The following is a 26,588-nucleotide window of genomic DNA, read 5'->3' on the forward strand; positions in this document are numbered from 1 at the left end:
ATGACCGACACCGCAAGCCCCCAGACCTTCAGCTCCACCGGCCGCGACACCTTCGTGGGCACCCCGCGCAGCCGCATCGACGGCCCCGCCAAGGTCACCGGCCTCGCCAAATACGCGGGCGAGTTCGCCGCCCCCGGCCTCGCCTATGGGTACGTGGTATCGAGCGCCATCGCCAAGGGCCGGATCATGTCGATCGACGCGACCAAGGCCGAGGCAGTGCCGGGCGTCCTCAAGGTGCTCACTCACGAAAACCGGCCGCGCACCGCGTGGCGGGACAAGAACTTCCAGGATCAGGTGGCGCCCCCTGGCTCGCCGTTCCGCGCGCTCTACGACGATCTGATCGCGTTCAGCGGCCAGCCGGTCGCCCTGGTGGTGGCCGAGGATTTCGAAACGGCGCGCTACGCCGCATCACTGGTCCACGTGACCTACGCGGCGCAGGAGCCGGGGACCGACCTGGGGGACCTGCGCGGCACCGCCTACGACCCGCCGGGCAAGCGCCAGGGCATCAAGCCGCCGCCGAAGCCCTGGGGCGACGCCGACGCGGCTTTCGACAGCGCACCGGTCCGCGTGCAGGGCGCCTACAGCCTCGCCGACGAGCACCACAACCCGATGGAGCCGCACGCCTCCACCGTCGTTGTGGAGCAGGACGGGACCTACACGGTCTACGACAAGATCCAGGGCGTCTCGAACAGCCACCAGTATCTCACCAACGTGTTCGGCCTGAAGCCCGATCAGGTGCGGGTGCTCAACCCCTATCTCGGCGGCGGCTTCGGCTCGGGCCTGCGCCCGCAATACCAGCTGTTCCTGGCGATGCTGGCCGCGCAGGAGCTCAAGCGCTCCGTCCGCGTGACCCTGACCCGCGACCAGATGTGGAGCTTCACCTACCGGTCCGAGGCGCTGCAGACGATCGCGCTCGGCGCCGAGCCGGACGGAACCCTGACGGCTCTGCGGCACGACGCCGTTCAGGGTACCTCGCAGTACGAGGATTACCAGGAGGTCGTCGTCAACTGGTCGGGCGTCCTGTACAAATGCGACAACGTCGCCCTGGGCTACCGGCTGGTGAAGCTCGACACGCCGACCCCGGGCGACATGCGCGCGCCCGGCGCGGTCACCGGCGTGTTCGCCATCGAAACCGCCATGGATGAACTCGCCTACGCGACCGGCATGGACCCGATCGCGCTGCGGCTGAAGAACTACGCCGAATCCGACGCCACCGCCGAGGGCAAGCCGTTCGGCTCGAAGGAGCTGCGGCGCTGCTTCGCGCTCGGCGCCGAGCGCTTCGGCTGGGCGAAGCGCAAGCCCGAGCCGCGCACCACCCGCGAGGGACGGGAGCTGGTCGGCTGGGGCGTGGCCACCGGCATCTGGGAATCGATGATGATGCAGTCGAGCGCCATCGCGACCCTGACGCCGGACGGCCGCCTGACGGTCGGCAACTCCACCGGCGACATCGGCACCGGCACCTACACGATCCTGACCCAGATCGCTGCCGATACCCTCGGCCTGTCGATGGAGTCGGTCACCACCAAGCTCGGCGACACCCGCCTGCCCGAGGCCCCGGTCGCAGGCGGTTCATGGACGGCGGCCTCCTCGGGCACCGCCGTGATGAAGGCCTGCCGCAAGGTCGGCGAACAGGTGTTCAAGCTCGCCCGCGCGATGGAGAACTCGCCGCTCGCCAATGTCGATTTCGACCGGGCGGTGTTCGCGGACGGCCGCATTTCGGTCGCGGGCGATCCCGGTCGCAGTGTTGCCCTGGTGGAGGTGCTGCAGGCGGCAGGCGTCGACAAGGTCGAGGCGGTCGAGGAGGCTGGCCCGGACAAGGACTTCAATCAGGCCTACGAGGCCTACACCCATTCTGCCATCTTCGCCGAGGTGAAGGTCGACGAAGAGTTGGGGCAGGTCCGGGTGACCCGCATCGTCTCGGCGATCGCGGCTGGCAAGATCCTGAACCCGAAGACGGCGCGCAGCCAGATCCTCGGCGGCGTGGTGATGGGGATCGGCTCGGCGCTGGAGGAGGAGTCGATGCTCGACCACCGGATCGGCCGGTTCATGAACCACAATCTCGGCGAGTACCATGTGCCGGTGAACGCCGATATCTACGACATCGACGTGATCTTCGTGGACGAGGAAGACAAGGCGAACCCGCTGGGCGTGAAGGGCCTCGGCGAGATCGGCATCGTCGGCACCGCGGCGGCGATCACCAACGCGGTGTTCCACGCCACCGGCAAGCGGGTGCGCCACTTGCCGATCACGGTCGACAAGCTGCTGTGAGGAGCGGGGTTGGAGCCGCTTCGTGGCACGTTGTGGGCTGGGTCTCAGATCAGGTTCCGCTGACGCTCAACCTATCCGGGAAAGGGCGGCGCAAAATGAATTGCGGCGCCTTCTCCCAGGCGCATGCAGGATCAGCTGAATGCGACTCGGGACCCGGCGCAAGGACACGCCGCACAGCGGCGCTCTCTGAAAACCCGTGAGCCACCTGCTGCAATCCTGGCGCTTCTGGGCGCTCGCCGCCGCAGGGTTCGCGGCGCTCACCGCGATCCTCGCCAAGCTCGGCGTGTCGGGCGTCCCGTCGGATGTTGCGACCTTCCTGCGCACGGCGGTCATCTTGATCTTCGCCGGCCTGATCGTGGTCGCCTCCGGGCAGGCGAGTGGGCTTGCGCAGATTTCTGGCCGCAGCCTCGTGTTCCTGATCCTGTCCGGGCTCGCCACCGGAGCGTCATGGCTCTGCTATTTCCGGGCGCTGTCGCTGGGCGATGCCGCCCGGGTCGCGCCGCTGGACAAGCTCAGCGTCGTGCTGGTGGCGATCCTCGGGACGAGCCTGCTCGGCGAAACGCTCAGCCTCGCCGCCTGGACCGGCGTCGCTCTGATCGCCGCCGGGGCCGCCCTTGTCGCCTCCGGCTGGTGACGTCGCACACCGATCCGTTAACCCGACCGGCGCATTCTGGCGGTGCCTCGTGCAAGGGGACCGCCATGGATTGGCTCTACCGCGGCTTCGAGACGTCGCTCCTCGGTCTCGCCCTATGTCTCGGCCTCGCGGCCTGCCTGACGCTGGGCGCCGACAGGCCGCCAAGCGGCGCGCTCGCGATCACGCTGCCGATGCTGACGGTGACCGCCCCCGCGCCCTGAAGCGATCCGTCAGGCGCCGTCCCGCGCGGCGCGGAACATGAAGCCCCGAGCTTCTTCATCCATCTCGGCCTTGAACGTGTGGCGACCCTTTAACGCTTCCGCCGCCTGGGCAGCCGGCCGGGCGTTGATCGCGTCGAGAAGGCGCTTCACGTTGGGCAGGTCCTTGAAGGCCTCCTCGCCGAGCACGAACGGCACCATCCGGGCCCAGCCCCACACCGCCATGTCGACGATCGTGTAGGTCTCGCCCAGCACGTAAGCGCGGTCCTTCAGCCGCTGGTCGAGGACGCCCCAATGGCGGCGCGCCTCGTAGGTGTAGCGCTCGGTGGCGTAGGCGCCGCCATCCCGCGCGAAGTGGCGGAAATGCACGCACTGACCCGAGAACGGCCCGATGCCGGTGGCCACGAACATCAACCAGGAGAGCATCTCGCCCCGCGCCGGCTCGCCCCCGGGCAGGAACAGCCCGGTCTTGCCCGCGAGGTAGAGCAGGATCGCGTTCGAATCGAACACCGTCACGTCGCCGTCGACGATCGCCGGCACCTTCCCGTTCGGGTTGATCGCCGAATAGCCGGGGTCGAACTGCTCGCCCTTGCGGGTATCCACCGGCACCGTCTCGTAGGGGAGGCCCATCTCCTCGAGACAGAGGGCGACCTTCATGGGGTTGGGGCTGAGATTGTAGAAGAATCGAATCACGGCGCTCTCCCTGAACGATCCCGGAAGGATGTCCGAGGCCGCGCGCTGCACAAGCCGCAACCGCGCAGGGCGGCTATTCGGTCACGATCTTGTAGCTGCGGCCCGGCACCAGCGCGGCGCCGCGTTCCAGCCCGTTGAGGACGAGGAACCGGTCGAGCGCCCGGTCGGGCACCGCCATGCGGCGGGCGAGTTCCTCGGCGCTGGTCGAGGCCGCCTGGACCACCTGCAGATGCAGGGGGCGCAGCACCGCCTCATCCGGGGAAATTGCCCCGAGGGTCTCGGTCCAGCGGCGGAAGGCCGGGTCGGGATCGGTCGCGCCCTTGGCAGCCATGATCATCCGGTAGGTCGAATCGCCGATCCGGATCGCCGCGAGGCGGAAGGTCCATTCCTTGCCCCGCGACAACGCGAAGGCGGCCGGGTGGCCGGCCACCTCCCGGGTCTCGAAGCCCGCCGGATCGAACGCGTCGTTCCAGCTCGCCTTCAGCACGGTGTCGAGGGGCTGGCCGTCCTTGGCTTCGATCTGGTCGAACAGCAGGCGGCGGTTGCCGTCCGTGGTCGTGCCGAGGACCGCCGAGCGGGTGTTCTCGACGGCGAACCCGTCCGGCACCTCGAACGCGATGCCCAGCCCCGGATGGATGAAGAGGTGCCCCCGCACGGCCCCGTCGTGCGGGTTGTCGCCGTAGGCGAGTCCGTCCACCGCGGCGAGGTAGGCGGCCCGGTCGTCGGTGCCAATGCCCGGCGCGCCGATGCGGCGGGCCGCGCGGGTGACCTGGGTGATGCGCTCGGCCGTGCCCGGATGGGTCGCCAGCATGTCGGGCTCGGTGGCGCTGTTCGCCTTCAGCCCCGTCGAGCGGTTGAGGGCGGTCAGGAAGCGGCCGGCCGCGAACGGATCGTAGCCGGCCTTGGCCAGCGTGCGCACGCCGGTGGCGTCGGCTTCCAGCTCCTGCTCCCGGGAGAATCGGGCCAGCGCGAAGCGCGACTGGCTCTGAAGCTGCGCGCCGGTATCGGGATCGTTCAGCACGTCCCGCACGACCCGGCTGACAAGCGCCGAGCGCAGTTCCAGCTCGCTGCGGGCTGTGGCGTGGTTGAGGGTCACGTGCGCCATTTCGTGCGCCAGCACGGCCGCCACCTCCGAGGTGTCGCTCGCCAGCGCCACGAGCCCGCGGGTGGCATAGAGCCGCCCGTTCGGCAGCGCGAAAGCGTTGACCACCGGCGAATCGAGCAGCGTCACCACGTAGCTCTGGTCGGGCCGGTCGCTCGCCTTCACGAGGCGGTCGGTTACCTCCGTGAGCATCCGCGTCACGTTGGGCGCGCGGGCCTCGCCTCCGAAGGAGGCCACGAGCTTGAGATGGTCGGCGTCTGAGACGCGCTCGCGACCCGTCGTGCGTGGCGCCTCCACGGGGACCCGCACCACCGCCGGCTGAATGGTCGCCGCGGTCTGGTCGGCCACGCAGGCACCCAGCAGAATGCTGAACGCCACGGCTGCAGCACAGGGTGCCGCCGCCTTGCGCGGGAAACATCCCGCCACCCGAAATTCCCCCGTGATCCCGCCCATCGCGATCAGCGCCGCAGCCCCCGTTCCGTCTCCGGGCCGGCCTCGGGCCGGTCCGCCTCGCCGAGGACCTCAATGGCGTCGGCCCCGACCTCCAGGGTCGGACCGCGCCAGATCTCCAGGATGCCGCGTACCTGCACGGTTCGGCCTTCGAGCGAGGCCGCACTCAAACCACGGGCACGCACCATTCGCCAAGTGCGTTTCGATACCGTCACCGTGAGCGCGTCCGCGCCCCGGGCCCCGAAATCGAGATAGGTCCGGGCGCCGCGCTCGCCGACATGGTGCAGCCGGCCCTCCACCACGACGAAGCGCCCGGCGAACGCGCGGAGCGCCGGGCCGTCGGTTGCCGCCGGGAGCGGCTCCCGCCACAGGCCGCGGCGTTTTGCCTGCGCGGCGGCCTCGACCAGATGCAGGGACGGGCGGCACAGCGAATCGGCCTCGTTCGCGTCGGCGAAGGCGAGACCTTCGCCGATCAAGCCACCCGCGAGATCCGTGTCGCCCTCCGCGACTTGGATGTCGGCCCGCTCCCGGCCCCAGCGATCGGGGTGCCCGCGGGGCGTCACCGTGAGTCCGGTACCCCGCCGCGCCTCGAGCCAGCCCCGCGCCGCAGCGGCGGGTTCCGGGGCGTCCGGCCAGCGCAGGGAGTCGAGCACCGCACGGGCCCCCGAGGCGAGGCGGATCTCGCCCCGGAGCCCGACGCCCTCCAACACCTCGGCGCGCGCCGGTCCCGTCATGCAATCCGCCACACCGCCCCGCGGTGCGCCCCGCACGGAGGTCACCGTCGCCCACGCCGCCAGCAGCGCGGCTCCGATCCGCTTCGCCGCGCCCACCGTACCGCGCATCCGACACCCCGGGACATCATGCGCCGTGAAGCGCGCCTGTCCACCCGGGCGCGGTTGGCCTGCGGCGGGGGAAATGCTATGGAGCCCGCGGTTGTCTCCGTAGCTCAGCTGGACAGAGCACAGGTTTCCTAGACAGGTTCAATTGGGCGTCGCATCGGGAAACCGCGCGGCGGATCCGCTCAAAGTCGGGGAAAGCTTCCGGCGCCGGCGTCTTACCGTCCGGTACCCTGCCAATCCCGAGCCAAGCCCGCCCGGCGCACTCGCGCCTCGCGGGAAGGTGTAGAGACTAGACGGGCGGCACCTAAAGGCCGGGCGCGAGTCCGGTCCAGGGTGAAGGGATAGTCCAGACCACGAACGCGGCTCCCGGGGCGCGGCGGCGAAAGCCGAAGTGGTATGAAACCTGGGGTCGCAGGTTCGAGCCCTGCCGGGGACGCCATTCTTTCAGGTCCAGGGTGCCGCACAGCCAGACGGTGCGGCCGGATCGTTCACCTTGTCGATCGCCCACCGGTGACAAGTTCGCCGGCGCGCGCTAAGCTTTGCCGCCAGGAATCGTGGCAAGGGGGTGGGCGAGCTTCTTCATGGCGGGTCAGAAAACCGATCAGCGCGACGTCTATGTCGGGCAGCGCATCGCTGAGCAGCGGCGGAAGGCATCCCTCACGCAGCGCCGCGTCGCGCAAAGCTTCGGTATGTCTGCCGCCCAGCTCCAGAAGTACGAGAAGGGCACGAACCGGATCAGCGCCGTCCATCTCGACATCTTCTCCCGGATGACCGGCGTGCCGATGGACTATTTCTTCAAGGGCATGCCGCGGACCGATGACTTCGTCGCCCCCGGATTCGGCGAGCGCGAGCAGGCATCCCTGTCCGACAGCGGGCTGAAGGGGTTGGCCGAGGTCGTGGGTTGCCACATCATCGAGAATTGCTCCGAGGAGACCCGCCGCGACGTCGCCGACGCGATTCGGGCCCTGGAGAACAAGCTCGGCAACTAGAACGGTGCTCCGAAAAGGCGTCATCGGCTTTGGAGAAAAGCTGAGCCGGAGCGATAACTGATAGCATCGTGCCGATTGCGATTCTCGACACGATGAACTCGGTATTCAGCACCGGCCGTTTTTCCACTCACATCGTCCGTTATAGCGGATCCGTTCGGCAATCCGTCTTGACCGGACTCGGGTCGGGTGCGAGAACCCCAACCCAAACTAGGGTCAAGCGCCGCGATCGCGCAGGCGTGCTCTGCAGCCGAGGCCGTCCATGCCGCGTTCCAACTACCTGTTCACCAGTGAGTCCGTCTCCGAGGGGCATCCGGACAAGGTCTGCGACAGGATCTCGGACACCGTGGTCGACGCCTACCTGACGGCGATGCCGGAAGCGCGGCTTGGGGTTGAGACGCTGGCCACCACCAACCGCATCGTCATCGCCGGTGAGGTGCGTGGACCGGACTCGGTCACCTTCAAGGATCTCGAAGCCCTGACCCGCGAGGCGGTGAAGGATATCGGCTACGAGCAGGCCGGCTTCCACTGGAAGAACAACGACGTCGCCATCCACCTGCACGCCCAGTCGGCCGACATCGCCCAGGGCGTGGACGCCGCCGGCAACAAGGACGAGGGCGCGGGCGACCAGGGCATCATGTTCGGCTACGCCGCCGACGAGACGCCCGAGCTGATGCCGGCCCCGATCTTCTACGCCCACCGGATCCTCAAGGACCTCGCCGACGCCCGCCGGGCCAAGCAGGGCGATGCCGCCAAGCTCGGCCCCGACGCCAAGAGCCAGGTCACGGTCCGCTACGAGAACGGCCGCCCGGTCGAGGTGACCCAGATCGTGCTCTCGACCCAGCACCTCGACGAGTCCTTGGACTCGGCGGACGTGCGCGCCATCGTGGAGCCCTACATCCGCAAGGCCCTGCCGGAGGGCTGGGTCAACGAGAGCACTGCCTGGCACGTGAACCCGACCGGCAAGTTCGTGATCGGCGGTCCGGACGGCGATGCTGGCCTCACCGGCCGCAAGATCATCGTGGACACCTACGGCGGCGCTGCGCCCCACGGCGGCGGTGCCTTCTCGGGCAAGGATCCGACCAAGGTGGACCGCTCGGCGGCCTACGCGGCCCGCTACCTCGCCAAGAACGTCGTGGCCGCCGGGCTCGCCCGCCGCGCGACGATCCAGCTTGCCTACGCGATCGGCGTGTCGAAGCCGCTCTCGATCTATGTCGACCTGCACGGCACCGGGAACGTGGACGAGGCCAAGCTCGAAGGCGTGCTGATGGACGCCCTGGACCTCTCGCCCCGCGGTATCCGCACGGCGCTCGGCCTCAACAAGCCGATCTACGCGCGCACCGCGGCCTACGGCCATTTCGGCCGCGCGCCGGAGGCCGATGGCGGCTTCTCCTGGGAGCGGACCGACCTCGCCGACAAGCTGAAGTCCGCGCTGGCCTGAGCCTCGCGCAGTCCGGTTTCAAAAGGTCGAGACCTTTTGCGGGTGCCGGGCTAAAGCCCTGCTGTTGGGCTGCGCCCAATGTCGGGCTCTGCCCTGACGACCCGCCAAAGGGCTCGCGCCCTTTGGAAACCCTTCACTCTTGCGCTGAACCGGCCGAAACCAAGTCGTTGCCATGTCTGAGATGAGCCAGCGACCCGGCCAGCCGGCCGAGGAGCCGGAGCGTGCCTTCTTCGGCCGGCGCAAGGGCAAGCGCCTGCGCGGCGAGCAGGAGCGGCGGCTCGCCGATCTGTTGCCCAAGCTGCGCGTAAGCCTGCCGCCGGACGACCGGCCCCTCGATCCGCGCACGCTCTTCTCCGCCCCACCTGAAGCGGTTTGGCTCGAGATCGGCTTCGGGGGCGGAGAGCACCTCGCCGCGCAGGCCGCGGCCCAGCCCAAGATCGGCTTCATCGGGGCCGAGCCCTTCGTCAACGGCGTTGTGAAGCTGCTCGCCGCGATCGAGGCGCGGTCCTTACGCAACATCCGCATCCGTGACGAAGACGTGACCGCTCTGCTGGCGCGCCTGCCGGATGCCTGCCTGGACCGGGTCTACCTGCTCTATCCCGATCCGTGGCCGAAGCGGCGCCAGCGCAAGCGCCGCTTCGTCTCGGACGCCTCGCTCGCGGAGATCGGCCGGGTCCTCAAGGATGGTGGCCTGTTCCGCTTCGCCAGCGACATCGACGACTATGCCGGCTGGACCCTGGTGCGAGCCGCGCGCTGCCCGGTGCTGACTTGGACGGCGCGCGCGGCGTCGGACTGGACGAAAGCCTTCCCGGACTGGCCCGGCACCCGCTACGAGGCCAAGGCGCTGGCGGCCGGACGGCGGCCGACTTACCTCGAGTTCGCCCGTCTCCCGCGCGGCTCCGAAACCTCAGCCTGACGCGCGCCCGGCTTCCCCTTCGGCTGCCCAGGCTCTAAGCCCGCAGGGATGGGGCACCGCAATTCCAGGGGACCACCTTGCCACGGCCACGCTCGGGCGGCATCCTGATTCGGTCGCGACGGGCGGGAGGCCAGCTCAAGCGGGAGCGCGCTGGGGCGCGTTCGAGGATTCGTCCAAGTGAGTGAGCGGGTGGCTCAGGGCCCGGCGGTGGACGACCCGTATCGCACCGGCTTCGAGGAGGCCGCGATCGGCCTCCTCGTGCTGGCGGCGGACGAGAGCGTGATCGCCGCCGCCAACCGGACCCTGCATGATCTGATCGGATGGGACCCGGGCACGCTGCCCGGCCGGGCGGTGGCCGACGTGCTCGGCGGAGGCCCAGGAGACCGTCAGAACGGCCTCCAGGCCGGCCTTCAGGTCTGGCGGCGGACGGATGGCAGCCCCCTCGACGTGCGGGTAAGCCGGGCCGGCCGCACCCTCGTGGTTGAAGCCGTGGACGTGGATGTGGCCGCCCATTCCGAGGCGAACAGCGAGGCGCTTTCCGCCGCGGGCCTCGGCGAATGGCGCTGGGACCGGGCCACGGGTCTCCTCACCCTGTCTCGGCGCGCGGCACGGATCCTGGGCCGACCGCCGGGCCGCTCCGTTTCGTGGGAGGACATGAAGACCAGCCTGTCTGAGGCCGAACTCGCGCGCCTCAGCGCGCTCATCGCCGAGGCGCGCGCGACCGGTTCGCCCTATCAGTTCGACACGCCCATCACGGTGGCCGGGCGAACGGTGATCCTGCGCGTCCGGGGACAGGCGGTGCTTGGCTCCGACGGCGAGCCCGCCAGCATGGTCGGCGTGATCCAGGACATCACCACCCGGGTCGAGGCCCGGGACGAGATCCTGTCCCGCGACCAGCGCCTGCGGGTCGCGACCACGATCGCGAAGCTCGGGATCTTCGAGTGGCACATGCTCGAGGACCAGGCGATCTGGGAGAACGAGCACATGTACGAGATCTTCGGGCACGCGCCCGAAGACGGCACCATCGGCAAGGCCGAGTTCCTGAACGACATCCTCCACCCGGAGGACCGCCCGGCCGTGCGCAAGGCGATCTCGCGGGCGCTGCGTGAGGATGGGATCCTGCAGATCGGCGGCCGCATCCGGCGCAAATCGGACGGCGCATGGCGCACGATCGACATGGCTGGCCGATTCGAGCGCGATGCCCCCGGCCGCTTGCCGCGCCGCCTGATCGGCGTGGTCGCGGACGTGACCGACCGGCGCCTCGCCGAGGAGCGCCAGAGCCTGCTGATCCGCGAGCTGCACCACCGGGTGAAGAACACGCTCGCCACCGTCCAGGCGATCGTGGGGTCCACCGCGCGGACGGCGTCGAGCATCGAGAGCTTCTACGAGGCCTTCGTCGGGCGCATCAAATCGTTGGCCCACACGCACTCGGTGCTCACCGAGGACACGTGGCAGATGGCCTCGCTGGAGAACCTCCTGCTCAACGAGCTGAAGCCCTACGCGGAGGTGACCGCGGACGGCGGCGCGGAGGGCCGGATCAGCCTGTCGGGGCCGGCCATCGACCTGCCCTCCGAGATCGCGGTGCCGATCGGGATGGCGATCCACGAACTCACCACCAACGCCGCCAAGTACGGGGCGCTCTCGAACCGAACCGGGCGGGTCGCGGTGGATTGGACCCTGGAGCCCGGCGGGCCGGCCGGCATCCTGCGCTTTTCGTGGCGGGAGACCGGCGGGCCGCCGGTGGCGCCGCCGAGCCGCCAGGGTTTTGGCTCGCGGCTGCTCCAGAGGGTCCTGATCGCGCAGGTCCAGGCTGAGGTGACGACCGACTACGCTCCCGACGGCTTCGCCCTCACCATGCGGGCCCCGATCCCGCCGCGCAACGACAGCCTCAACCCGCTGGTGTGATCCACCCGAAACGGGCGCTCAGGCCGCGCCCCGTGAGCCGGATTCGCCGCCGCCGTCCACGAAGGCCTTCAACTCGTCGAGGGACGCGAAGGTGAACCGGCCCTGCGGCGTCTCCGCCTCGATCGAGCCGTTCTCGAACATCACGTAGGTGTTGCCGCCCGAGGCGTAGCGCCCAACCACGGTGCGTGTGTCCGGCTTCGGGGCTGATGGCTGCGGCTCCGGCTCGGGGGTCAGATGCGCAGGCGGCCCCGCCCCCGGTCCAAGGAAGGATTCGGGCGCGGCGAACAGATCATCCTCGGGGGCGATCACGCCTGCCGGCTGCACCCCCACGGACTGCACCGCCTCGGATCGGGGCGCCTCCGGCTGGGACGGAGGGATCGGCCCCCGCGGGACGATGGGCGGCACAGGGGTGTACAGGCTCGGCTCGGCCCGGACCGGTTTCAGTAGATCGGCCGGCACAGGTGAAGCCGCCTCAGGCCGGAGATCCAGGTTCGGCTCGATCCGAGGGCGCTCGGGATCGAAGGGCGGCTCGACCACCGACGGCACGATGAAGGCTGGGGCCGCGGGTAGGATCGGCAGCCGAGCCCGGGCCTCGTCGGCGGTGTTCGGCGCCGCGCCGGGCGAGGATAGGGTCGTGGCAAGGGGCGCAGCTTCGGGCGAGACTTGCCGCGGCCCCGATGTCGGAACCTGTTCGATCGCCCGCGCGACGCGCCGGAAGCTGACAGCGAGCACGCCGAGGCCGAGCAGGACCGCCCCCGAAGAGGCCGCCACCGAGCCCGCGATCACCATCGCGAGCCCGCTCTCCAGCCGTACATACGGGAAGCCCTGGATCACGGCGGCGCAGCCCCCGATGATCATGGCGGCGGCGAGCGCGAACAGCGCAGCGATCATGAGACTCTCTGGCACGTGCCGGCTCCCGCCGGCCCTAAAGACGTAGCGCACAGTAAGGCCTGGCCGGGATATTGCAAAACCGGACGGCGAGATCACCCGGGATAGCGCACGCCGCCGGTTGTCTGCAGGTGAGCCCAAGCGGCCAAGCGGCTTCCGTTTCTGGGAGTTCCCACGTGGCCGGCCCGGAACGGCGTTGCCGTCCTGCGGCGCCCGACTTACCTAGCTGTCTCTCGACTCGGGAGCCCCCGCCGGGACGAGGCTGCCCTTTGCCCATGTTCTTTGCCAAGCGGAGACAGACGCGATGACTTTCACCCTGCCGGAACTGCCCTACGCGTATGATGCGCTCGGGCCGTACATGTCGAAGGAAACGCTCGAGTTTCACCACGACAAGCACCACAAGGCCTATGTCGATACGGGCAACAAGCTGCTCGAGGGCACCGATCTCCAGGGCAAGAGTGTCGAGGAGATCGTCAAGGCCGCCTACAACACCAATCAGCCGCTCTTCAACAACGCCGGCCAGCACTACAACCACATCCACTTCTGGCAGTGGATGAAGCCGAACGGCGGCGGGGCGATCCCCGGCACGCTCGCCAAGAAGATCGATGAGGATCTCGGCGGTGCGGAGAAGTTCAAGGCGGACTTCATCCAGGCGGGCATCGGCCAGTTCGGCTCGGGCTGGGCGTGGCTGGCCGTCAAGGACGGCAAGCTCGCCATCATGAAGACGCCCAACGGCGAGAACCCGCTGGTCCACGGCGCCAAGCCGATCCTCGGCGTCGACGTGTGGGAGCACTCCTACTACATCGACTACCGCAACCGCCGGCCCGACTACCTCAAGGCGTTCATCGAGAACCTCGTGAACTGGGAGCACGTCGAGAAGATGTACGCCGAGGCAACCGCCTGAGGCGTCCAGCCGGTGTCGCGGGCCTTGTGTCCGCGGCACCCTTGAGGTGGCCGATGAAACCGGCTCTTGATGCGCGCATCATCGGATGACCCGGTGTTGAAGGGTCCGGCCATTCCTCTGCAATCAATATCCGTGATGATTGAACAGCGCTCCTTCACGCTTCTGCGGGGGGAGGGGAGCCGCGCAGCGTTGCGCCCGAACCCATGATCCGCTCCATCCTCTCCGTCGGCGGCTGGACCCTGGTCTCGCGCGTCACCGGCTTCGCCCGGGACGTGGTGATGGCCGCCGTGATGGGCGCCGGGCCCATGGCCGACGCGTTCGTGGTGGCGTTCCGGCTGCCGAACCATTTCCGCGCGATCTTCGGCGAGGGCGCGTTCAACACCGCCTTCGTGCCGGCTTATGCCGGGCTCGCGGAGGCCGGTGCCCCGGGCGACGCGCACCGCTTCGCCGACCGCGTCTTCACGCTGATGCTGATCGTGCAGCTCGTGCTGCTCAACCTTGCGCTTCCGGCGATGCCGTGGGTGGTCCACGCCCTGGCGCCGGGCTTCGCCGAGGATGGCGAGCGTTTCCAGCTCGCGGTGGCGCTGACCCGGATCACCTTCCCGTACCTGCTGTTCATGACGCTGGTGACGCTGCTGTCGGGCATCCTCAATGCCCACCGGCACTTCGCCGTGGCGGCCGGCGCCCCGGTCCTGCTCAACCTCGCCATGCTGGCGGCCCTGTCCGTCAGCTTCCTGTTCCCGAACGCGGCCTACGCGGCCGCCTGGGGTGTGGCCGTCTCGGGCGTGCTCCAGTTCGGCCTGCTCTGGTGGGGCTGCCGGCGGGTGCGGGTGATGCCAGACCTCGCCGTGCCGCGGGCCGACCCGGCCTTGAAACGCTTCTTTGCAGTGCTGGGGCCGGCGGTGATCGGCTCCGCCGGGTTCCAGATCGCGGCCTTCGCCGACACGATCATCGCGAGCTGGCTGCCGACCGGCGCGGTCTCGGCGCTCTACTATGCCGACCGGCTCTACCAGCTCCCGTTCGGGGTCATCGCGATCGCAGCCGGCACGGTGCTGCTGCCCGAGATGAGTCGGCGCATCGCCGCAGGGGACGTCGCCGGCGCGCATGCGGCGCAGAACCGGGCGGCGGGCTTCTCCCTGGCGCTGTCGGCGCCGTTCACGGTAGCCTTCCTGACCATCCCGGGCCTGATCATGGCGGCCCTGTTCCAGCGCGGCGCCTTCAGCGCGGAAGATGCCGCCCGGGCCGCCTCGGTGCTGGCGGCCTACGGCTTCGCGCTGCCGGCCGTGGTGCTGGTGCGCAGCGCGACGGCGAGCTTCTATGCCCGCCAGGACACCAAGACCCCGCTCTGGGCCTCGCTCACGGCGATCGGGGTGAACGTCGCCCTCAAGCTCTGGCTCACCGGTTCCTATGGTGTGACCGGCCTGGCGCTCGCCACAGCGGTCGCCCAGTGGGTGAACCTGATCCTGCTGCTCGTCCTGGCCAAACGCCGGAACTGGACGGCACCGGGGCGCACCCTCGGGCTCACCGTCGCGGGGGTCGTGCTCGCCTGCCTCGGCCTCGCGGTGGTGGCCGTCTACGGCCAGGGCCTCGCCCAGGCGCTGGTTCCCGCCCTGACGCACGGGCGCGAACTCGCCATCCTGGCACTGCTCGGGCTCGCCGGCGCGGTGGTCTATGGCGGCCTGCTGGCGGGTTTGCTGCACCTGTTCGGCCTGCGCCTGCGCCGGGCGTGAGAAAAAGGTCGGGCTCGCCGCGGCGCGGGTCCGGCCCCAGATCGGGCGTTAGCACCCAGAGAGGATCGCCATGACCGACGCATCAGGACCGCTCGCGGGCGTGAAGGCCGCTGTCTTCGACGCCTACGGCACGCTGTTCGACGTCAACGCCGCGGTCCAGCGCTACGCAGGGGCGGTGGGGCCGGACGCCGACCACCTGTCCGAGGTCTGGCGCACCAAGCAGCTCGAATACAGCTGGACCCTGGCGCTGATGGGCCGCTACGCCGCCTTTTGGGACCTGACCGTGCGCGCCCTCGACTACGCGCTGGCGGTCCACCCGAACGTCGATCCGGGCCTGCGGGAGCGGCTGCTCGACGCCTACCGCGACCTTGAGGCCTATCCGGAGGTGCCGGGCGTGCTGGCGGTCCTGCGCAAGCGTGGCATCCGCACCGCGATCCTGACCAACGGCAACGCCGCTATGGTCGACCGCGCAGTAGCCTCAGCGGGGTTGGCCGATCACCTCGACGCCGTGCTGTCGGTGGACGACGCGCAGGTGTTCAAAACCCACCCCGACGCCTACCGGAGCGCCCTAACCCGGCTCGCAGTCGGGGCGGGGGATGTGCTGTTCTGCTCCTCGAACCGGTGGGATGTGGCGGGGGCGACCGCCTTCGGGTTCCGCACCGCCTGGGTGAACCGCAAGGGGCTGCCGGAGGAATACGCCGACCTCGCCCCGATGACGGTGGTAAAGAGCCTCGACGGACTACTCTGACCCCGCCGGCGGCGTGCCGGGTTATCTGGCACGCAATCCGATCGCGCGGCTTCGGGGATTTTTAATCCTCCCGGTGTTGGATCATCTCCAACACGAACGGGAGATGTTGCGCGTGTCCTTCAACGGTTCCTTCACGATGATTCGCGCCGGGGCCGCCGCCCTTGCGACGACCCTGGTGCTCGGGGCCGTCGCCCCGGCCACCGCACGCGACCAGACCGGCGCCATCGTCGGCGGCCTTGCGGCTGGCGTGGTCGGCGGCGTCGTGGGCAGCGCCCTCATCAACGGTGCCAACAACCCGCCTCCGCCCCCGCCGCCGGAGTACCGTCCGCGCCGTGTCCTGGTCGAGGAGCCCGAGCCCGTCGTGATCCGCGAGCGCCGCGGCCCGATCTGCCACTATGAGCGCCGCAAGGAGTGGCTCGGCGACGGCGAGTTCACCTACCGCCGCGTCGAGGTTTGCGAGTAATTCTTTTCGCCGAGCTGGTGTCCAGTTCGGCGAAGGGCCCTCTAACGCTTCACCCCTTGGACGGGCCGCACCAGCCGGGGAGGTATCCGGCCTCCTTGGACTTGGCCAACGCCATGGCCTTCTCCAGGGCGTCGGAGAAGTCGTTCTCTACGCGCTTCTCCTTTATGTTGCGCCGGAGGAAGTCCGCCCATAGGAACTCGCTGAACGGTGTCGTGTCCTTGGCGAAGCCGCCGGCGCGGCGCAATTCGCCCGCGAGGCTGCGGAACGGATCGTCCGCCAGATCGGCGATCGCCTTTGGAAGATCGTTGAAATCCCGGCGCACGCCCTCGGCGTCGTACGTGTAGACCCACGACTTGTGGTCGCACACGGTCCAGAACGCATCTTTCTCAAGGTGGTGCAGATCGGCGATCACCGTCACCAGCACGTCCTTGACGCCCTCTTCGAGCAGGGCGCGGGAGAGGTGGTGATGATCGACGACATAGTGGCGCTTCTTGGGGCCCAGCACCGTCGGGATCTGATGCGCGCCAAGGAATTCACGCTTCTTCTCGCCGTCATAGGCGCGCCATCGGCGGCGCTTCTCCGCCACCTCCCGGTAGCCCACGGTCATCTGGGTCGGCCGCAGCTCCGCGATCGGGACGGGCTTGAGCAGCGGTTCGCGTATGGTCATTGGGTCGCAAGTCCTGCGTGGTTCTGTCGCGCGGATGTCACAACGCACGGCAGGCCGGAAGGTCAATCCGGTGGGCGGTCACGTTTGCAGGATCGTGGGCCGGCGCACGGCCTCCAGCACGAACACCCGGATCGCCGAGGACAGGTTCTGGCCGCCACGCCCGGCATCGATGGTGCCGATCAACGCCTGGACCGACTGGCCCCGCGCCTCCGCGACCTCGCGCAAGGCTACCCAGAACGGATCCTCCAGGGACACGCTGGTGCGGTGACCCGCGATCATCACGGAGTGCTTGGTGAGGCCCGCGCTCACGCAGAGGCGGCCGCGCAGGTATAGGACCGGACCCTCATTCCGCCGGATCGGACCCGCCCCGTTCGAGGCGATGGCCCTCGTGGCGCTCGGTCTCCAGGGCCTTGCGCCGCTGCTGCAGGGTCTTAGCCTTCTTCGGCTGCCCGAACGCGATCCGGTTCGATTCGGCCTTGGCATCGTCGGCCGCGCGGGCCTTCGCCTTACGGACCTGACGCAGGTTGATGATCTCGGCCACGGATCGCCTCCCGATGGTGGCGACCGGCGCGTGACATCCGCGCCGGCCAAGTCGCAAATTTAGTCGGCGCTGGGGGCCAGCATGGTCTCCGGCCGGACCACGCGCTCGAACTCTTCCTCCGTCACGTACCCGAGGCGCAGCGCTTCCTGCTTGAGGGTGGTGCCGTTCTTGTGTGCGGTCTTGGCGATCTCGGCGGCCTTGTCGTAGCCGATCGAGGGGGCGAGCGCCGTCACCAGCATGAGCGAGCGACTCATCAGGTCGGCGATCTTGTCCTCGTTGGCCTTGATGCCGACCACGCAATTGTCGGTGAAGCTGATCGCCGCGTCGGCGAGCAGGCGGATCGACTGCAGCACCGCGTTGGCGATCACCGGCTTGAACACGTTCAGCTCAAAATTGCCCTGGGAGCCGGCGAAGCTCACCGTGGTGCCGTTGCCGATCACCTGGGCGCAGACCATGGTCAGCGCCTCGCACTGGGTCGGGTTGACCTTGCCGGGCATGATCGAGGAGCCGGGCTCGTTCTCCGGCAGCGACAGCTCGCCGAGGCCCGAGCGCGGCCCTGAGCCGAGGAAGCGGATGTCCTGGGCGATCTTGAACAGGCCGGCGGCCAGCGCGGCCAGCGCGCCCTGCGTGAACACGAGGGCGTCGTGGGTGGCCAGCGCCTCGAACTTGTTGTCGGCCGAGGTGAAGGGCAGGCCGGTCAGCTCCGCGACCTTGGCGGCGAAGCGCTCGGCGAATTCCGGATGGGCGTTGAGCCCGGTGCCGACCGCGGTGCCGCCCTGGGCGAGCGCCAGAACCCCCGGAAGGGTCGCGGCGACCCGCGAGCCGCCGAGCGCGACCTGGGCGGCGTAGCCCGAGAATTCCTGGCCGAGGGAGACCGGGGTCGCGTCCTGCAGGTGCGTGCGGCCGATCTTGACGATCGATCCAAACGCCTTCGCCTTGGCGTCGAGCGCCCCGTGCAGGTGCGAGAGCGCCGGCAGCAGGCGGCCCTGGATCTCGCGGGCCACGGCGATGTGCATGGCGGTCGGGAAGGTGTCGTTCGAGGACTGGCCGCGGTTGCAATGATCGTTCGGGTGGACCGGCGACTTGCCGCCGCGCTGGCCGCCCAGGCGCTCGTTGGCGAGGCTGGCGATCACCTCGTTGGCGTTCATGTTGGACTGGGTGCCCGAGCCGGTCTGGTAGATGACGAGCGGGAATTCGTCGTCGTAGCGGCCCTCCACCACCTCGGCGGCCGAGGCCGCGATGGCGTCGGCGAGCCTCGGGTCGAGGGCGCCGAGATCCTTGTTCACCAGGGCGGCGGCCTGCTTCACGAGGCCGAGCGCGTGCACCAGCGGCGCCGGCATCCGGTCGGTACCGATCTTGAAGTTCTGGATCGAGCGCTGGGTCTGCGCGCCCCAGTAGCGATGCGCCGGGACCTCGATCGGACCGAACGTATCCGACTCGGTGCGGGTGGCGGTCTCGGTGGGCGACATCGTGGCCTCTACGTCTGGTGCAGTGCGGTGCCTACTTAAAGGAGGCGCGGCTGAATCGCGATGCCGGTTTGTGCCGGCGCACCGACAAGGGCGGGGCTCTGTACCCGCCGGAAGGAGCCGATGAGCGCAACGATCGACCTGCCCGAACCCGCCACCCGGTTCCGTCCCACCGTGCCGCCTCCGCTCAAGGAGCCGCTCGGCCTGTTCGCGTTCCTGCGGGCGGCGCGGAAGAACCCGATCACCACTTGGATGGACGCGCATTTCAAGCTGCCGGTGGTGGCGGCCGAGGGTGCGATGGGCCGGATCACCCTGGTGAGCGACCCGGCGCTGATTCGGTACGTGCTGATCGAGAACGCCGAGAATTACCGCAAGGACGATCTCCAGCGCCGGGTTCTCGCCCCCGGGCTCGGCAACGGCCTGCTCAGCGCCGAGGGCGACGAGTGGCGGCTTCAGCGCCGGACGCTGGCGCCGATCTTCAACGCCCGCACCGTCCAGGGCTTTTCTGACGCGATGAACGCAGCCGGCGCGCGCCTCGGCCGGCGCCTCGCCCGCCGGGCCGGCAAGCCGGTCGACGTCGCCCTGGAGATGACCCGCGTCACGTTGGACGTGCTGGAGCGGACGATCTTCACGCATGGCCTGCCGAGCGATCCGGACGCGCTGGGCCGTGCCATCACGCGCTTTCTAGAAGCGGTGGGGCCGATCGACCCGCTCGACGTATTCGGCGTGCCCGATTTCGTGCCGCGGATCGGCCGGCTGCGGGCGCGCCCGGCGGGGCGCTTCTTCGCCGAGGTGGTCGACGAGCTGATCGCCCGGCGCAAGGCGCTGATGGCGCAGGATGAGGCGCCACGGGATCTGCTGACGCTGCTGCTGGCCGCGCAGGATCCCGAGACCGGCAACGGCCTCTCGGATCTCGCGGTGAAGGCCAACATCGTCACCTTCATCGCCGCCGGCCACGAGACCACCGCCAACTCCCTGACCTGGACGCTCTACTGCCTGTCGCAGGATCCAGGCGCCCAGGCGCGGATCGAGGCCGAGGTCGACGCTGCCGGGCCGGGGGACTTCTCGGTGGAGCGGCTGCCCTACACGCGGGCGGTGATCGAGGAGGCGATGCGCCTGTTCCCGCCGGTGCCGTTCCTCAGCCGGCAGGCGGTGCGGGACGACCGGTTCGGCCGGATCAAGGTGCCGCGGGGCTCGCTGGTGATGGTTGCCCCTTGGGTGCTTCACCGCCACCAGTTGCTCTGGAACGACCCGGAGGCCTTCGTGCCGGAGCGGTTCCTCCCTGAGAATCGCGACAGCATCGCACGCTTCACCTACCTGCCGTTCGGGGCAGGGCCGCGGGTCTGCATCGGGCAGAGTTTTTCCGTTCAGGAGGCGGTGATCCTGCTGGCGCACATCGTGCGGGCGGTGCGGTTCCACCTCCCGGCCGATCACCCGCCGGTTACGCCGCTCCATCGGGTGACGCTGCGGCCGGAGCATGGGCTGCGCATGGAGGCCGAGGGACGGGGCTAATCGCCCCGCCGTGCCTCAAGCTGACGGGTTTTACGGTCGTAAAGCCGCGATGCAATGAAGACACCGCCGAGGCCGAGGGCGGACATCCCAAGGGCCAGCGCAAGAATCTGGTTGGCATAAGCTTGGGTCATGCGATCATTCCTCCTGCCGCAGGAACCTGATCATGATTTGACCTATCAAATGTTAGACGATTGCGGCGATCAGCAAAGTCCAACCACCATCTGAGAGTAGATCCAGATGCCGTTGCGCTAGGGGGGTGATGACCGCGATGCCGATCGTGGCGATGGCCGAAGAATTAAACAGGGTCGCGGCCAGCTTCCGCCCCTCGTTGAAGCACGTGGCGCGGTGCTTCCACTTGTTCACCCACAAACCCGGCTGCGCACTACCCTCGTTCACCCCTGAATCCCCGGGCCGGTGATTCGGCCCGGCCGGTTCAGCTCTTCTTGCGGAACGCGTCCAGGCTCACGACCTCGGCGCCGGCTTCCTCGCCCTCCTTCTTGGCGGCGGGGCGGGGCGCTTTCTCGTCCGGCTTGGGTGAGCCCTTGTCGCTCGCCGCCGCGGGGGCCGGCAGGCCCTTCGGAGCCGCCGCGCCGATCGTGGCGAGCCCAGGACTCTTGGGGCGAACCTCGCCGGGCTCGGAACCAGCCCCGCGCGGGCCCGTCTTGGCCGGAGTGGCGTTCGCCTCCTCGGGCGCCTCGCCGGCCTCGCTCAGATCGAACTTCAGCCCGAACTGCACGGAGGGGTCGAAGAAGCCCGACAGGGCGTCGAACGGAACCAGCAGCCGCTCCGGCACGCCCGAGAAGGACAGGCCGACCTCGAAGGCGTGCTCGGTGACGTTGAGGTCCCAGAACTGGTGCTGCAGGACGATCGTCATGTCCTGCGGGTACTTCTCGCGCAGAGCCTGCGACATCCGCACGCCGGGCGCCTCCGTCCGGAACGAGACGTAGAAATGGTGCTCGCCCATCAGCCCCTCGCGGGCCGCGTCGGTCAGCACCTTGCGCACGACGCCACGCAGGGCGTCCTGTACCAGGAGATCGTAGCGGATCAGGTCGTCTGCCATCAGCGGTTGCGCTCTCGCCCGGTCTGCCCGGCGCCCCGCCGCAGATGGCCGGACCGAGGACTTGGAGTGGAAGCTTCTGGTGCCAGGTGCCTCCGAACCCCGCCTATGCGGTGCTACCCGCTAGGTCTTCAAGTCGGTATTGGGAACCGCTTACGCGGCCACCGCCACCGGAGCAAAGTTGTCGTTGGCAACTCTTGCAAAGGCCCGATAACGGCGGAACCATGCCGAGCGAAAGTCCAACCTTTACGCCCTCGTCGATCCTATGTCGCCCCCGCCGGAGCCCAGGCTTCTGACGACGCGCCTTGCGGCAGCATGTCCTGGGTTCAGGTGGAGGCGCCGGGTACCGCCCCCGGGTCCGATAGGTTTATTGCGAAGAACGTTTATCGCCATAGCCGGCCTCGCGACCGGCTCCCGAGATATAGAGGGGATCGGTCCGGTTTTGAAGCCCGATCGTGTCGCGCCACCGCCTCTTATCGCGCCTCCGGGCGAGGCTGTTGCCGGAAGTGCGCAGTCCCGCGCTCGCGGGCCAGATCGGCGCGGCCGTCTCGACCGGATCTGGTCCGCGACTTGGCGCCTCGGGGCGCTGATCGGCCTCGTGGTCCTCTATCTCGGCGCGGCGAGCCTGCTCTCGCTCGCCGCCGTGCGCGTCGGGTTCGATCTGTGGAGCGGGATCGACCCGTTCTTGCCGCCGGAGCGGCGCCCGTTCCTCGGCGCGGTGGAACTCGCTCACCGGGCGTTCGCGGTCGACGCCCTGCGGCAGGTCTTCCTCGCCCTTCTGGTCATCGGCGGGGCGTGGTTGCGGGACCGGGCCGGGTGGCGCCGCCGCCTCGCTCTCGACCGCGAGCGCCCGAACGGTATGCGACCCGTCCTCCTTCTGGGGATCCTGCTGGTCTGGCCGGTGCTGCACATCGTGTGGGTGACCGGAACGGCCGAGCTGTTCGGCGCGAGTTTCGGCCAGCACGTGCGGCTGTCGCCCTTCATGAGCCCGGCCGCGGTGGCGGCGTGGCTCGCCTATCTCACGATCCTGGCTCCGGTGGCCGAGGAGCTGCTGCTGCGCGGCGAGGCCTTCGCCCGCGCCCAGGCCGCCGTCGGGCCCGTGGCGGCGATCCTGGTCACCGCTCTGATCTTCGCCGCCGCCCACGTGTCGTCTTGGGGGCTCGCCCGGCCGGTCTCGCTGCTGCCGCTGGCCCTGGCCCTCGGCTGGCTGCGCTGGCGGACCGGGCGCCTCTGGCCCGGCATCGCCCTGCACGGCTGGTCGAACCTCGCGCTCGTGACCTATCTGCTCTGGCCGAGCTGATCACCCGGGTGCGCGACGGCGGTGCATAGATGCTGCCGGCGCGCTTGCCCGGCGGCCCGGTCGCGCGCAGGAATGGCGGATGGACGCTTATCACGACCTGCTCCGGCGCATCCTCGACTCGGGCGCCGCCAAGGAGGACCGCACCGGCACCGGCACGCTCTCGGTGTTCGGCCACCAGATGCGCTTCGACCTGTCGGCCGGCTTCCCCCTGGTCACCACGAAGCGCCTCCACCTGCGCTCGATCATCCACGAGCTGCTCTGGTTCCTGGCCGGCGACACCAATGTGGCCGCGCTTAGGGCGAACGGCGTGACGATCTGGGACGAGTGGGCCGACGCGCACGGCGACCTTGGCCCGGTCTACGGCAAGCAGTGGCGCTCCTGGCAGAAGCCCGACGGCGGCACGGTCGATCAGATCGCCTGGGTGCTCGACGAGATCCGGCGCAACCCGGATTCACGCCGCCTGATCGTCTCGGCCTGGAACCCCGCCGATCTCGACCGGATGGCGCTCGCCCCCTGCCACTGCCTGTTCCAATTCTACGTGAGCGAGGGGCGGCTCTCCTGCCAGCTCTACCAGCGCTCGGCCGACGCCTTCCTGGGTGTGCCGTTCAACATCGCGAGCTACGCGCTCCTAACCCACATGATCGCGCAGGTGACAGGCCTCGGGGTCGGCGACTTCGTTCACACCTTCGGCGATGCGCATCTCTACCGGAACCACCTGGAGCAGACCCGCACCCTGCTGGCCCGGGAGCCGCGTCCGCTGCCGCAGCTGCGGCTGAATCCGGCGGTGCGGGACCTGTTAGCATTCCGGTACGAGGACATCGCCATCGAGAACTACGATCCGCACCCGGCCATCGCGGCGCCGGTGGCGGTATGAGACCGATCGTCTCCCTGGTCGCTGCCGTCGCCCGCAACGGCGTGATCGGCCGCGACAACGGCCTCGCCTGGCACCTATCCAGCGACCTGAAGCGGTTCAAGGCGCTCACCATGGGCAAGCCGATGCTGATGGGCCGCCGGACCTGGGACTCGATCGGCCGACCGCTGCCGGGCCGCCGTACGCTCGTCCTGACCCGCGACCGCGCCTTCGGGGCCGAGGGCGTCGAAGTCGTTCACGACTGGGAATCCACACTGGCGGCCGCGTCCGGCTCGGAGCTGATGGTGGTGGGCGGCGCGGAGATCTACACCCTGACCCTGCCGCAGGCCGATCGGCTGTATCTGACCGAGGTTGCGGCTGAGCCCGAAGGCGACGTGCGATTCCCGTCCTTCGACCGAGCCCGGTTCCGTGAGACGTTTCGCGAGGCGCACCCCGCCGGCCCACGCGACGAGCACGCGTTCGCGTTCGTGGATTGGGAACGCGTGCGCTGAGGCGCGCGGCCGCATTTGCCTTTGGGGGCCGGGATGCCCACCTGCCAGCCTTGACAGCACGGGGCGTGCGCCCGCAGGTGCCTGTCAGGTGCGCGTGCTCACGTCGGGCTTGCACATCTTACAGGAAGATGCGCGCGTGCAGGCTCTTAGGCCTCCGACAGGCCCAGGTCGCCCGGCTATCGACCCGGATCGGCGGGACTAGGCGGGCGAGCGTGGCCGTTTAGGCAAGGGGCGCCGGCTGGCATGAAAGTCGGGCGCGGACAGGCGGGAGACGACGGCTAGGATGCCTTGGAGCAATCAGAGCGGCGGCGGAGGCCCCTGGGGCCGGCCCGGCGGGAACGGCGGCAACGGCGGTGGCGGCCCGTGGGGCAACGGCGGTAAGACCCCGCCGAACCTTGAGGATCTGCTCCGGCGCGGGCAGGACCGGCTGCGCGGCCTGATCCCGGGCGGTGGCGGCTCCAGCGGCTATGGCGGCGGCGGCTCGACTGGCCTCGGCGGCGGTCGTAGCGCGGCGGTGATCGCGGCGCTCGCCGTCGCGGTCTGGCTCGCGACCGGCTTCTACACGGTCTACCCGCGTCAGGTCGGCATCGAGACGATCTTCGGCCGCTATGTCGGCACCAAGGGCGAAGGCCTGCGCTACAACTTCCCCTATCCGATCGGCGGCGTGGTCAAGCCTGACGTCGGATCGCAGAATTCGATCCAGATCGGCTTCCGCGCCGGGCCCGGCGGCCAGGGCCGCAATCGCGACGTGCCGGACGAGAGCCTGATGCTCACCGGCGACGAGAACATCGTCGATCTCGACTTCGAAGTGCAGTGGCGGGTCAACCCGCTGAAGGCGTCCGACTTCGTGTTCAACCTTCAGAACCCCGAGGGCACCATCAAGGCGATCTCCGAGAGCGCGATGCGTGAGGTGATCGGCCGCCGCAACATCCAGGCGATCCTGACCAACGAGCAGTCGAGCATCGCCCAGGAGGTCAAGGAGATGGTCCAGAAGGCGCTGGACGAGTACGGCGCCGGCGTGCGCATCGAGGTGGTGCAGCTCGTTTCGGTGAACCCGCCGCCCGAGGTGCGCCCGGCCTTCATCGACGTGAACGCCGCCCAGCAGGACGCCGATACGGCGCAGAACGAGGCCAAGACCTACGCCAGCCGTGAGGTCCCGCAGGCGCGCGGAAAGGCGTCGCAGATCGTCCAGCAGGCTGAGGCCTACCGGACCAAGGCGACCGCCGATGCCACCGGCCAGGCGGCGCGCTTCAGCGAGGTCTACGCCTCCTACAAGGCCGCCCCGGCGATCAGCCGCGAGCGGATCTTCCTGGAGACGATGGAGAAGGTTCTGGGCTCCGTGAACAAGGTGATCATCGACCAGAACGGGACACAGCCGGGTGCCGCGACGGCGGCCGGCGTGCTGCCGGTGCTGCCGCTCTCGGAGTTCGGCGCCCGGGCCCAGACCCAGACGGGAGCTGCCCGATGAAGCAGGCTCTCCGCACCGGCCTGATCGCGGTCGCCGCGATCGTCGCGATCGGGCTCTACGCCTCGATCTTCACTGTCGGCCAGATGCAGCAGGCGCTCGTCCTGCAATTCGGCCGGGTCCGCGCCGTGCTCAACGCCACCGGCGAGGAGAAGCCCGGGCTCTACTTCAAGGTGCCGTTCGTCGAGAACGTCGTGATCTTCGACAAGCGCGTGCTCGACCTCGACCTGCCGGTGCAGACGGTGCTCACCGCCGACCGGCAGAACCTGGAGGTGGACGCCTTCGCCCGCTACCGGATTCTCGATCCGCTGCGCTTCTACCAAGCGGTGGGCAATATCGGGCTGGCCAACCAGCGGCTCGCGAGCTTCACGAATTCCGGTCTGCGCAACGTGCTGGCCCGCTCGACCCGCGACGCCATCGTGAAGACCGATCGCGGCCAGCTGATGCACCAGATCCAGGAGGACGTGAATCGGCAGGCCAAGGCGCTCGGCATCGAGATAGTCGATCTGCGCATGACCCGCGTTGATCTGCCAGCGCAGAACTCGGCCGCGGTCTACAAGAGGATGAAGACCGAGCGCGAGCGCGAGGCCGCCGACATCCGCGCCAATGGCGATCAGATCGCCGCCACGATCCGTGCCAAGGCCGACCGCGAGGTCACGGTGATCCTCGCCGAGGCGACCCAGAAATCTGAGCAGCTGCGCGGTCAGGGTGACGCAGACAAGAACCGGATCCTCGCCGAGGCGTTCGGAAAGGACCCGGACTTCTTCAGCTTCTACCGGTCGATGCAGGCCTACGAGGTTGGGTTGAAGGGATCGGACACGCGCCTCGTGATCAGTCCGAACACGGACTTCTTCCGCTACTTCAGCGATCCGCAGGGCCGCGCCGCGGCAACGCGTCCCCCGCGCCCTGCCGATCCGAACGCGACCACCGGATCCACCGCGGGCGCCGCACGCTGAGCGTGTCGGCGTCCCGGCCCCCGGGATTACTGAGTGCGACAACACGCGGACCCTGATCTCCGGTCAGGGATCCGCGG

General features: G+C 69.2%; 28 protein-coding genes and 1 other RNA gene. 17 read left to right on the forward strand and 12 right to left on the reverse strand.

Translation table 11 applies throughout. The features are described from left to right. From MKK84_RS17730 to MKK84_RS17740, 3 genes are all read left to right on the forward strand, one after another. Positions 1-2,268 (forward strand): xanthine dehydrogenase family protein molybdopterin-binding subunit, encoded by a 2,268-nt coding sequence (locus MKK84_RS17730; protein WP_243921964.1) that lies wholly within the window; start codon positions 1-3, stop codon positions 2,266-2,268. 196 nt (positions 2,269-2,464) lie between these two features. Next, positions 2,465-2,902, forward strand: coding sequence for an EamA family transporter (locus MKK84_RS17735; RefSeq protein WP_243921966.1), 438 nt, complete (start codon positions 2,465-2,467; stop codon positions 2,900-2,902). A 65-nt stretch (positions 2,903-2,967) separates the two neighbouring features. Further along, entirely contained in the window at positions 2,968-3,123 is a 156-nt protein-coding gene (locus MKK84_RS17740; RefSeq protein WP_243921968.1) for a hypothetical protein, read from the forward strand. A 9-nt stretch (positions 3,124-3,132) separates the two neighbouring features. Here the strand turns inward: MKK84_RS17740 and MKK84_RS17745 are convergent, their stop codons facing one another. The 3 genes from MKK84_RS17745 to MKK84_RS17755 form a co-directional block, all read right to left on the reverse strand. Further along, positions 3,133-3,813, reverse strand: a complete 681-nt coding sequence (locus MKK84_RS17745; RefSeq protein ID WP_243921970.1) for a glutathione S-transferase family protein — start codon at positions 3,811-3,813, stop codon at positions 3,133-3,135. Positions 3,814-3,886: 73 nt separating this feature from the next. Continuing rightward, on the reverse strand, positions 3,887-5,368 hold the full coding sequence (locus MKK84_RS17750) for a M48 family metalloprotease (protein WP_243921972.1): 1,482 nt from the start codon (positions 5,366-5,368) through the stop codon (positions 3,887-3,889). A 5-nt stretch (positions 5,369-5,373) separates the two neighbouring features. Then, the gene (locus MKK84_RS17755) at positions 5,374-6,207 is read right to left on the reverse strand and encodes a thermonuclease family protein (protein ID WP_243921974.1); all 834 of its coding nucleotides are present in this window, start codon (positions 6,205-6,207) and stop codon (positions 5,374-5,376) included. 578 nt (positions 6,208-6,785) lie between these two features. Here MKK84_RS17755 and MKK84_RS17760 point away from each other — a divergent pair. From MKK84_RS17760 to MKK84_RS17775, 4 genes are all read left to right on the forward strand, one after another. After that, positions 6,786-7,193 (forward strand): helix-turn-helix domain-containing protein, encoded by a 408-nt coding sequence (locus tag MKK84_RS17760; RefSeq protein WP_243921975.1) that lies wholly within the window; start codon positions 6,786-6,788, stop codon positions 7,191-7,193. A 259-nt stretch (positions 7,194-7,452) separates the two neighbouring features. Next, the gene (gene metK / locus MKK84_RS17765) at positions 7,453-8,631 is read left to right on the forward strand and encodes a methionine adenosyltransferase (protein WP_243921977.1); all 1,179 of its coding nucleotides are present in this window, start codon (positions 7,453-7,455) and stop codon (positions 8,629-8,631) included. 172 nt (positions 8,632-8,803) lie between these two features. Next, positions 8,804-9,547 carry a tRNA (guanine(46)-N(7))-methyltransferase TrmB gene (locus MKK84_RS17770; RefSeq protein ID WP_243921979.1) on the forward strand — a complete coding sequence of 248 codons (744 nt, stop codon included), beginning with the start codon at positions 8,804-8,806 and terminating at the stop codon, positions 9,545-9,547. A 177-nt stretch (positions 9,548-9,724) separates the two neighbouring features. Beyond that, entirely contained in the window at positions 9,725-11,452 is a 1,728-nt protein-coding gene (locus MKK84_RS17775) for a sensor histidine kinase (protein WP_243921981.1), read from the forward strand. Positions 11,453-11,470: 18 nt separating this feature from the next. Here MKK84_RS17775 and MKK84_RS17780 read toward each other — a convergent pair whose 3' ends face one another. Then, the gene (locus MKK84_RS17780) at positions 11,471-12,343 is read right to left on the reverse strand and encodes a hypothetical protein (protein ID WP_243922209.1); all 873 of its coding nucleotides are present in this window, start codon (positions 12,341-12,343) and stop codon (positions 11,471-11,473) included. A gap of 301 nt (positions 12,344-12,644) precedes the next feature. Here MKK84_RS17780 and MKK84_RS17785 point away from each other — a divergent pair, with 301 nt between their 5' ends. The 4 genes from MKK84_RS17785 (at position 12,645) to MKK84_RS17800 (ending at position 16,185) form a co-directional block, all read left to right on the forward strand. Further along, positions 12,645-13,244, forward strand: coding sequence for a superoxide dismutase (locus tag MKK84_RS17785; protein WP_243921982.1), 600 nt, complete (start codon positions 12,645-12,647; stop codon positions 13,242-13,244). Positions 13,245-13,447: 203 nt separating this feature from the next. Beyond that, entirely contained in the window at positions 13,448-14,974 is a 1,527-nt protein-coding gene (gene murJ, locus MKK84_RS17790; protein ID WP_243921984.1) for a murein biosynthesis integral membrane protein MurJ, read from the forward strand. Positions 14,975-15,044: 70 nt separating this feature from the next. Continuing rightward, the gene (locus tag MKK84_RS17795; protein ID WP_243921986.1) at positions 15,045-15,722 is read left to right on the forward strand and encodes a haloacid dehalogenase type II; all 678 of its coding nucleotides are present in this window, start codon (positions 15,045-15,047) and stop codon (positions 15,720-15,722) included. Positions 15,723-15,825: 103 nt separating this feature from the next. Continuing rightward, a complete protein-coding gene (locus MKK84_RS17800) occupies positions 15,826-16,185 on the forward strand; it encodes a hypothetical protein (RefSeq protein WP_409566521.1) in 360 nt (119 codons plus the stop codon). Positions 16,186-16,234: 49 nt separating this feature from the next. Here MKK84_RS17800 and MKK84_RS17805 read toward each other — a convergent pair whose 3' ends face one another. The 4 genes from MKK84_RS17805 to fumC form a co-directional block, all read right to left on the reverse strand. Beyond that, positions 16,235-16,852, reverse strand: a complete 618-nt coding sequence (locus tag MKK84_RS17805) for a ParB-like protein (protein WP_243921988.1) — start codon at positions 16,850-16,852, stop codon at positions 16,235-16,237. A 78-nt stretch (positions 16,853-16,930) separates the two neighbouring features. Further along, positions 16,931-17,161, reverse strand: a complete 231-nt coding sequence (locus MKK84_RS17810; RefSeq protein WP_243921990.1) for a ribbon-helix-helix domain-containing protein — start codon at positions 17,159-17,161, stop codon at positions 16,931-16,933. 34 nt (positions 17,162-17,195) lie between these two features. After that, entirely contained in the window at positions 17,196-17,393 is a 198-nt protein-coding gene (locus MKK84_RS17815; RefSeq protein ID WP_243921992.1) for a DUF4169 family protein, read from the reverse strand. A gap of 59 nt (positions 17,394-17,452) precedes the next feature. After that, on the reverse strand, positions 17,453-18,862 hold the full coding sequence (gene fumC, locus MKK84_RS17820; protein ID WP_243921994.1) for a class II fumarate hydratase: 1,410 nt from the start codon (positions 18,860-18,862) through the stop codon (positions 17,453-17,455). Positions 18,863-18,982: 120 nt separating this feature from the next. Between fumC and MKK84_RS17825 the strand changes: the two genes are divergently transcribed. Beyond that, positions 18,983-20,371: a cytochrome P450 gene (locus tag MKK84_RS17825; RefSeq protein ID WP_243921996.1), complete on the forward strand. Its 1,389-nt coding sequence runs from the start codon at positions 18,983-18,985 to the stop codon at positions 20,369-20,371. Here the strand turns inward: MKK84_RS17825 and MKK84_RS35495 are convergent. The 4 genes from MKK84_RS35495 to ssrA all read right to left on the reverse strand — a co-directional run bounded on the left by MKK84_RS35495 (position 20,368) and on the right by ssrA (position 21,879). Then, the gene (locus tag MKK84_RS35495) at positions 20,368-20,502 is read right to left on the reverse strand and encodes a hypothetical protein (protein WP_267358045.1); all 135 of its coding nucleotides are present in this window, start codon (positions 20,500-20,502) and stop codon (positions 20,368-20,370) included. The genes MKK84_RS17825 and MKK84_RS35495 overlap by 4 nt on opposite strands. Before the next feature lie 52 nt (positions 20,503-20,554). Then, positions 20,555-20,767: a hypothetical protein gene (locus MKK84_RS17830; protein WP_243921998.1), complete on the reverse strand. Its 213-nt coding sequence runs from the start codon at positions 20,765-20,767 to the stop codon at positions 20,555-20,557. Positions 20,768-20,804: 37 nt separating this feature from the next. Then, positions 20,805-21,431, reverse strand: coding sequence for an SspB family protein (locus MKK84_RS17835; protein ID WP_243922001.1), 627 nt, complete (start codon positions 21,429-21,431; stop codon positions 20,805-20,807). 65 nt (positions 21,432-21,496) lie between these two features. Further along, positions 21,497-21,879, reverse strand: a transfer-messenger RNA (tmRNA) gene (ssrA, locus tag MKK84_RS17840). On the opposite strand from ssrA, the gene MKK84_RS17845 reads away from it, so the two are divergent. The 5 genes from MKK84_RS17845 to hflC all read left to right on the forward strand — a co-directional run bounded on the left by MKK84_RS17845 (position 21,871) and on the right by hflC (position 26,511). Then, positions 21,871-22,728 carry a CPBP family intramembrane glutamic endopeptidase gene (locus MKK84_RS17845; RefSeq protein WP_243922003.1) on the forward strand — a complete coding sequence of 286 codons (858 nt, stop codon included), beginning with the start codon at positions 21,871-21,873 and terminating at the stop codon, positions 22,726-22,728. The two genes, ssrA and MKK84_RS17845, sit on opposite strands and share 9 nt — an antisense overlap. Before the next feature lie 79 nt (positions 22,729-22,807). Continuing rightward, positions 22,808-23,602, forward strand: a complete 795-nt coding sequence (locus tag MKK84_RS17850) for a thymidylate synthase (RefSeq protein ID WP_243922005.1) — start codon at positions 22,808-22,810, stop codon at positions 23,600-23,602. Next, positions 23,599-24,090 (forward strand): dihydrofolate reductase, encoded by a 492-nt coding sequence (locus tag MKK84_RS17855; RefSeq protein WP_243922007.1) that lies wholly within the window; start codon positions 23,599-23,601, stop codon positions 24,088-24,090. Before MKK84_RS17850 ends, MKK84_RS17855 begins: the two co-directional genes overlap by 4 nt. Positions 24,091-24,373: 283 nt before the next feature. Next, the gene (gene hflK, locus MKK84_RS17860) at positions 24,374-25,558 is read left to right on the forward strand and encodes an FtsH protease activity modulator HflK (RefSeq protein WP_243922009.1); all 1,185 of its coding nucleotides are present in this window, start codon (positions 24,374-24,376) and stop codon (positions 25,556-25,558) included. Beyond that, positions 25,555-26,511 (forward strand): protease modulator HflC, encoded by a 957-nt coding sequence (gene hflC / locus MKK84_RS17865; protein ID WP_243922011.1) that lies wholly within the window; start codon positions 25,555-25,557, stop codon positions 26,509-26,511. Before hflK ends, hflC begins: the two co-directional genes overlap by 4 nt. Positions 26,512-26,588: the final 77 nt, after the last annotated feature.

It is taken from the genome of Methylobacterium sp. E-065 (genome assembly GCF_022829605.1).
GTDB lineage: Bacteria > Pseudomonadota > Alphaproteobacteria > Rhizobiales > Beijerinckiaceae > Methylobacterium.

Excerpts from the sequence above, each read along its gene's own strand:
- MKK84_RS17740 (WP_243921968.1), top strand. The coding sequence starts at position 2,968 with ATGGATTGGCTCTACCGCGGCTTCGAGACGTCGCTCCTCGGTCTCGCC.
- MKK84_RS17835 (WP_243922001.1), bottom strand. The coding sequence starts at position 21,431 with ATGGCAGACGACCTGATCCGCTACGATCTCCTGGTACAGGACGCCCTG.
- MKK84_RS17755 (WP_243921974.1), bottom strand. The coding sequence starts at position 6,207 with ATGCGCGGTACGGTGGGCGCGGCGAAGCGGATCGGAGCCGCGCTGCTG.
- MKK84_RS17855 (WP_243922007.1), top strand. The coding sequence starts at position 23,599 with ATGAGACCGATCGTCTCCCTGGTCGCTGCCGTCGCCCGCAACGGCGTG.
- MKK84_RS17850 (WP_243922005.1), top strand. The coding sequence starts at position 22,808 with ATGGACGCTTATCACGACCTGCTCCGGCGCATCCTCGACTCGGGCGCC.
- MKK84_RS17750 (WP_243921972.1), bottom strand. The coding sequence starts at position 5,368 with ATGGGCGGGATCACGGGGGAATTTCGGGTGGCGGGATGTTTCCCGCGC.
- hflK (WP_243922009.1), top strand. The coding sequence starts at position 24,374 with ATGCCTTGGAGCAATCAGAGCGGCGGCGGAGGCCCCTGGGGCCGGCCC.
- MKK84_RS17760 (WP_243921975.1), top strand. The coding sequence starts at position 6,786 with ATGGCGGGTCAGAAAACCGATCAGCGCGACGTCTATGTCGGGCAGCGC.
- MKK84_RS17795 (WP_243921986.1), top strand. The coding sequence starts at position 15,045 with ATGACCGACGCATCAGGACCGCTCGCGGGCGTGAAGGCCGCTGTCTTC.
- MKK84_RS17780 (WP_243922209.1), bottom strand. The coding sequence starts at position 12,343 with ATGATCGCTGCGCTGTTCGCGCTCGCCGCCGCCATGATCATCGGGGGC.
- hflC (WP_243922011.1), top strand. The coding sequence starts at position 25,555 with ATGAAGCAGGCTCTCCGCACCGGCCTGATCGCGGTCGCCGCGATCGTC.
- MKK84_RS35495 (WP_267358045.1), bottom strand. The coding sequence starts at position 20,502 with ATGACCCAAGCTTATGCCAACCAGATTCTTGCGCTGGCCCTTGGGATG.
- MKK84_RS17805 (WP_243921988.1), bottom strand. The coding sequence starts at position 16,852 with ATGACCATACGCGAACCGCTGCTCAAGCCCGTCCCGATCGCGGAGCTG.
- MKK84_RS17800 (WP_409566521.1), top strand. The coding sequence starts at position 15,826 with ATGTTGCGCGTGTCCTTCAACGGTTCCTTCACGATGATTCGCGCCGGG.
- fumC (WP_243921994.1), bottom strand. The coding sequence starts at position 18,862 with ATGTCGCCCACCGAGACCGCCACCCGCACCGAGTCGGATACGTTCGGT.
- MKK84_RS17770 (WP_243921979.1), top strand. The coding sequence starts at position 8,804 with ATGTCTGAGATGAGCCAGCGACCCGGCCAGCCGGCCGAGGAGCCGGAG.
- murJ (WP_243921984.1), top strand. The coding sequence starts at position 13,448 with ATGATCCGCTCCATCCTCTCCGTCGGCGGCTGGACCCTGGTCTCGCGC.
- MKK84_RS17825 (WP_243921996.1), top strand. The coding sequence starts at position 18,983 with ATGAGCGCAACGATCGACCTGCCCGAACCCGCCACCCGGTTCCGTCCC.
- MKK84_RS17785 (WP_243921982.1), top strand. The coding sequence starts at position 12,645 with ATGACTTTCACCCTGCCGGAACTGCCCTACGCGTATGATGCGCTCGGG.
- metK (WP_243921977.1), top strand. The coding sequence starts at position 7,453 with ATGCCGCGTTCCAACTACCTGTTCACCAGTGAGTCCGTCTCCGAGGGG.
- MKK84_RS17730 (WP_243921964.1), top strand. The coding sequence starts at position 1 with ATGACCGACACCGCAAGCCCCCAGACCTTCAGCTCCACCGGCCGCGAC.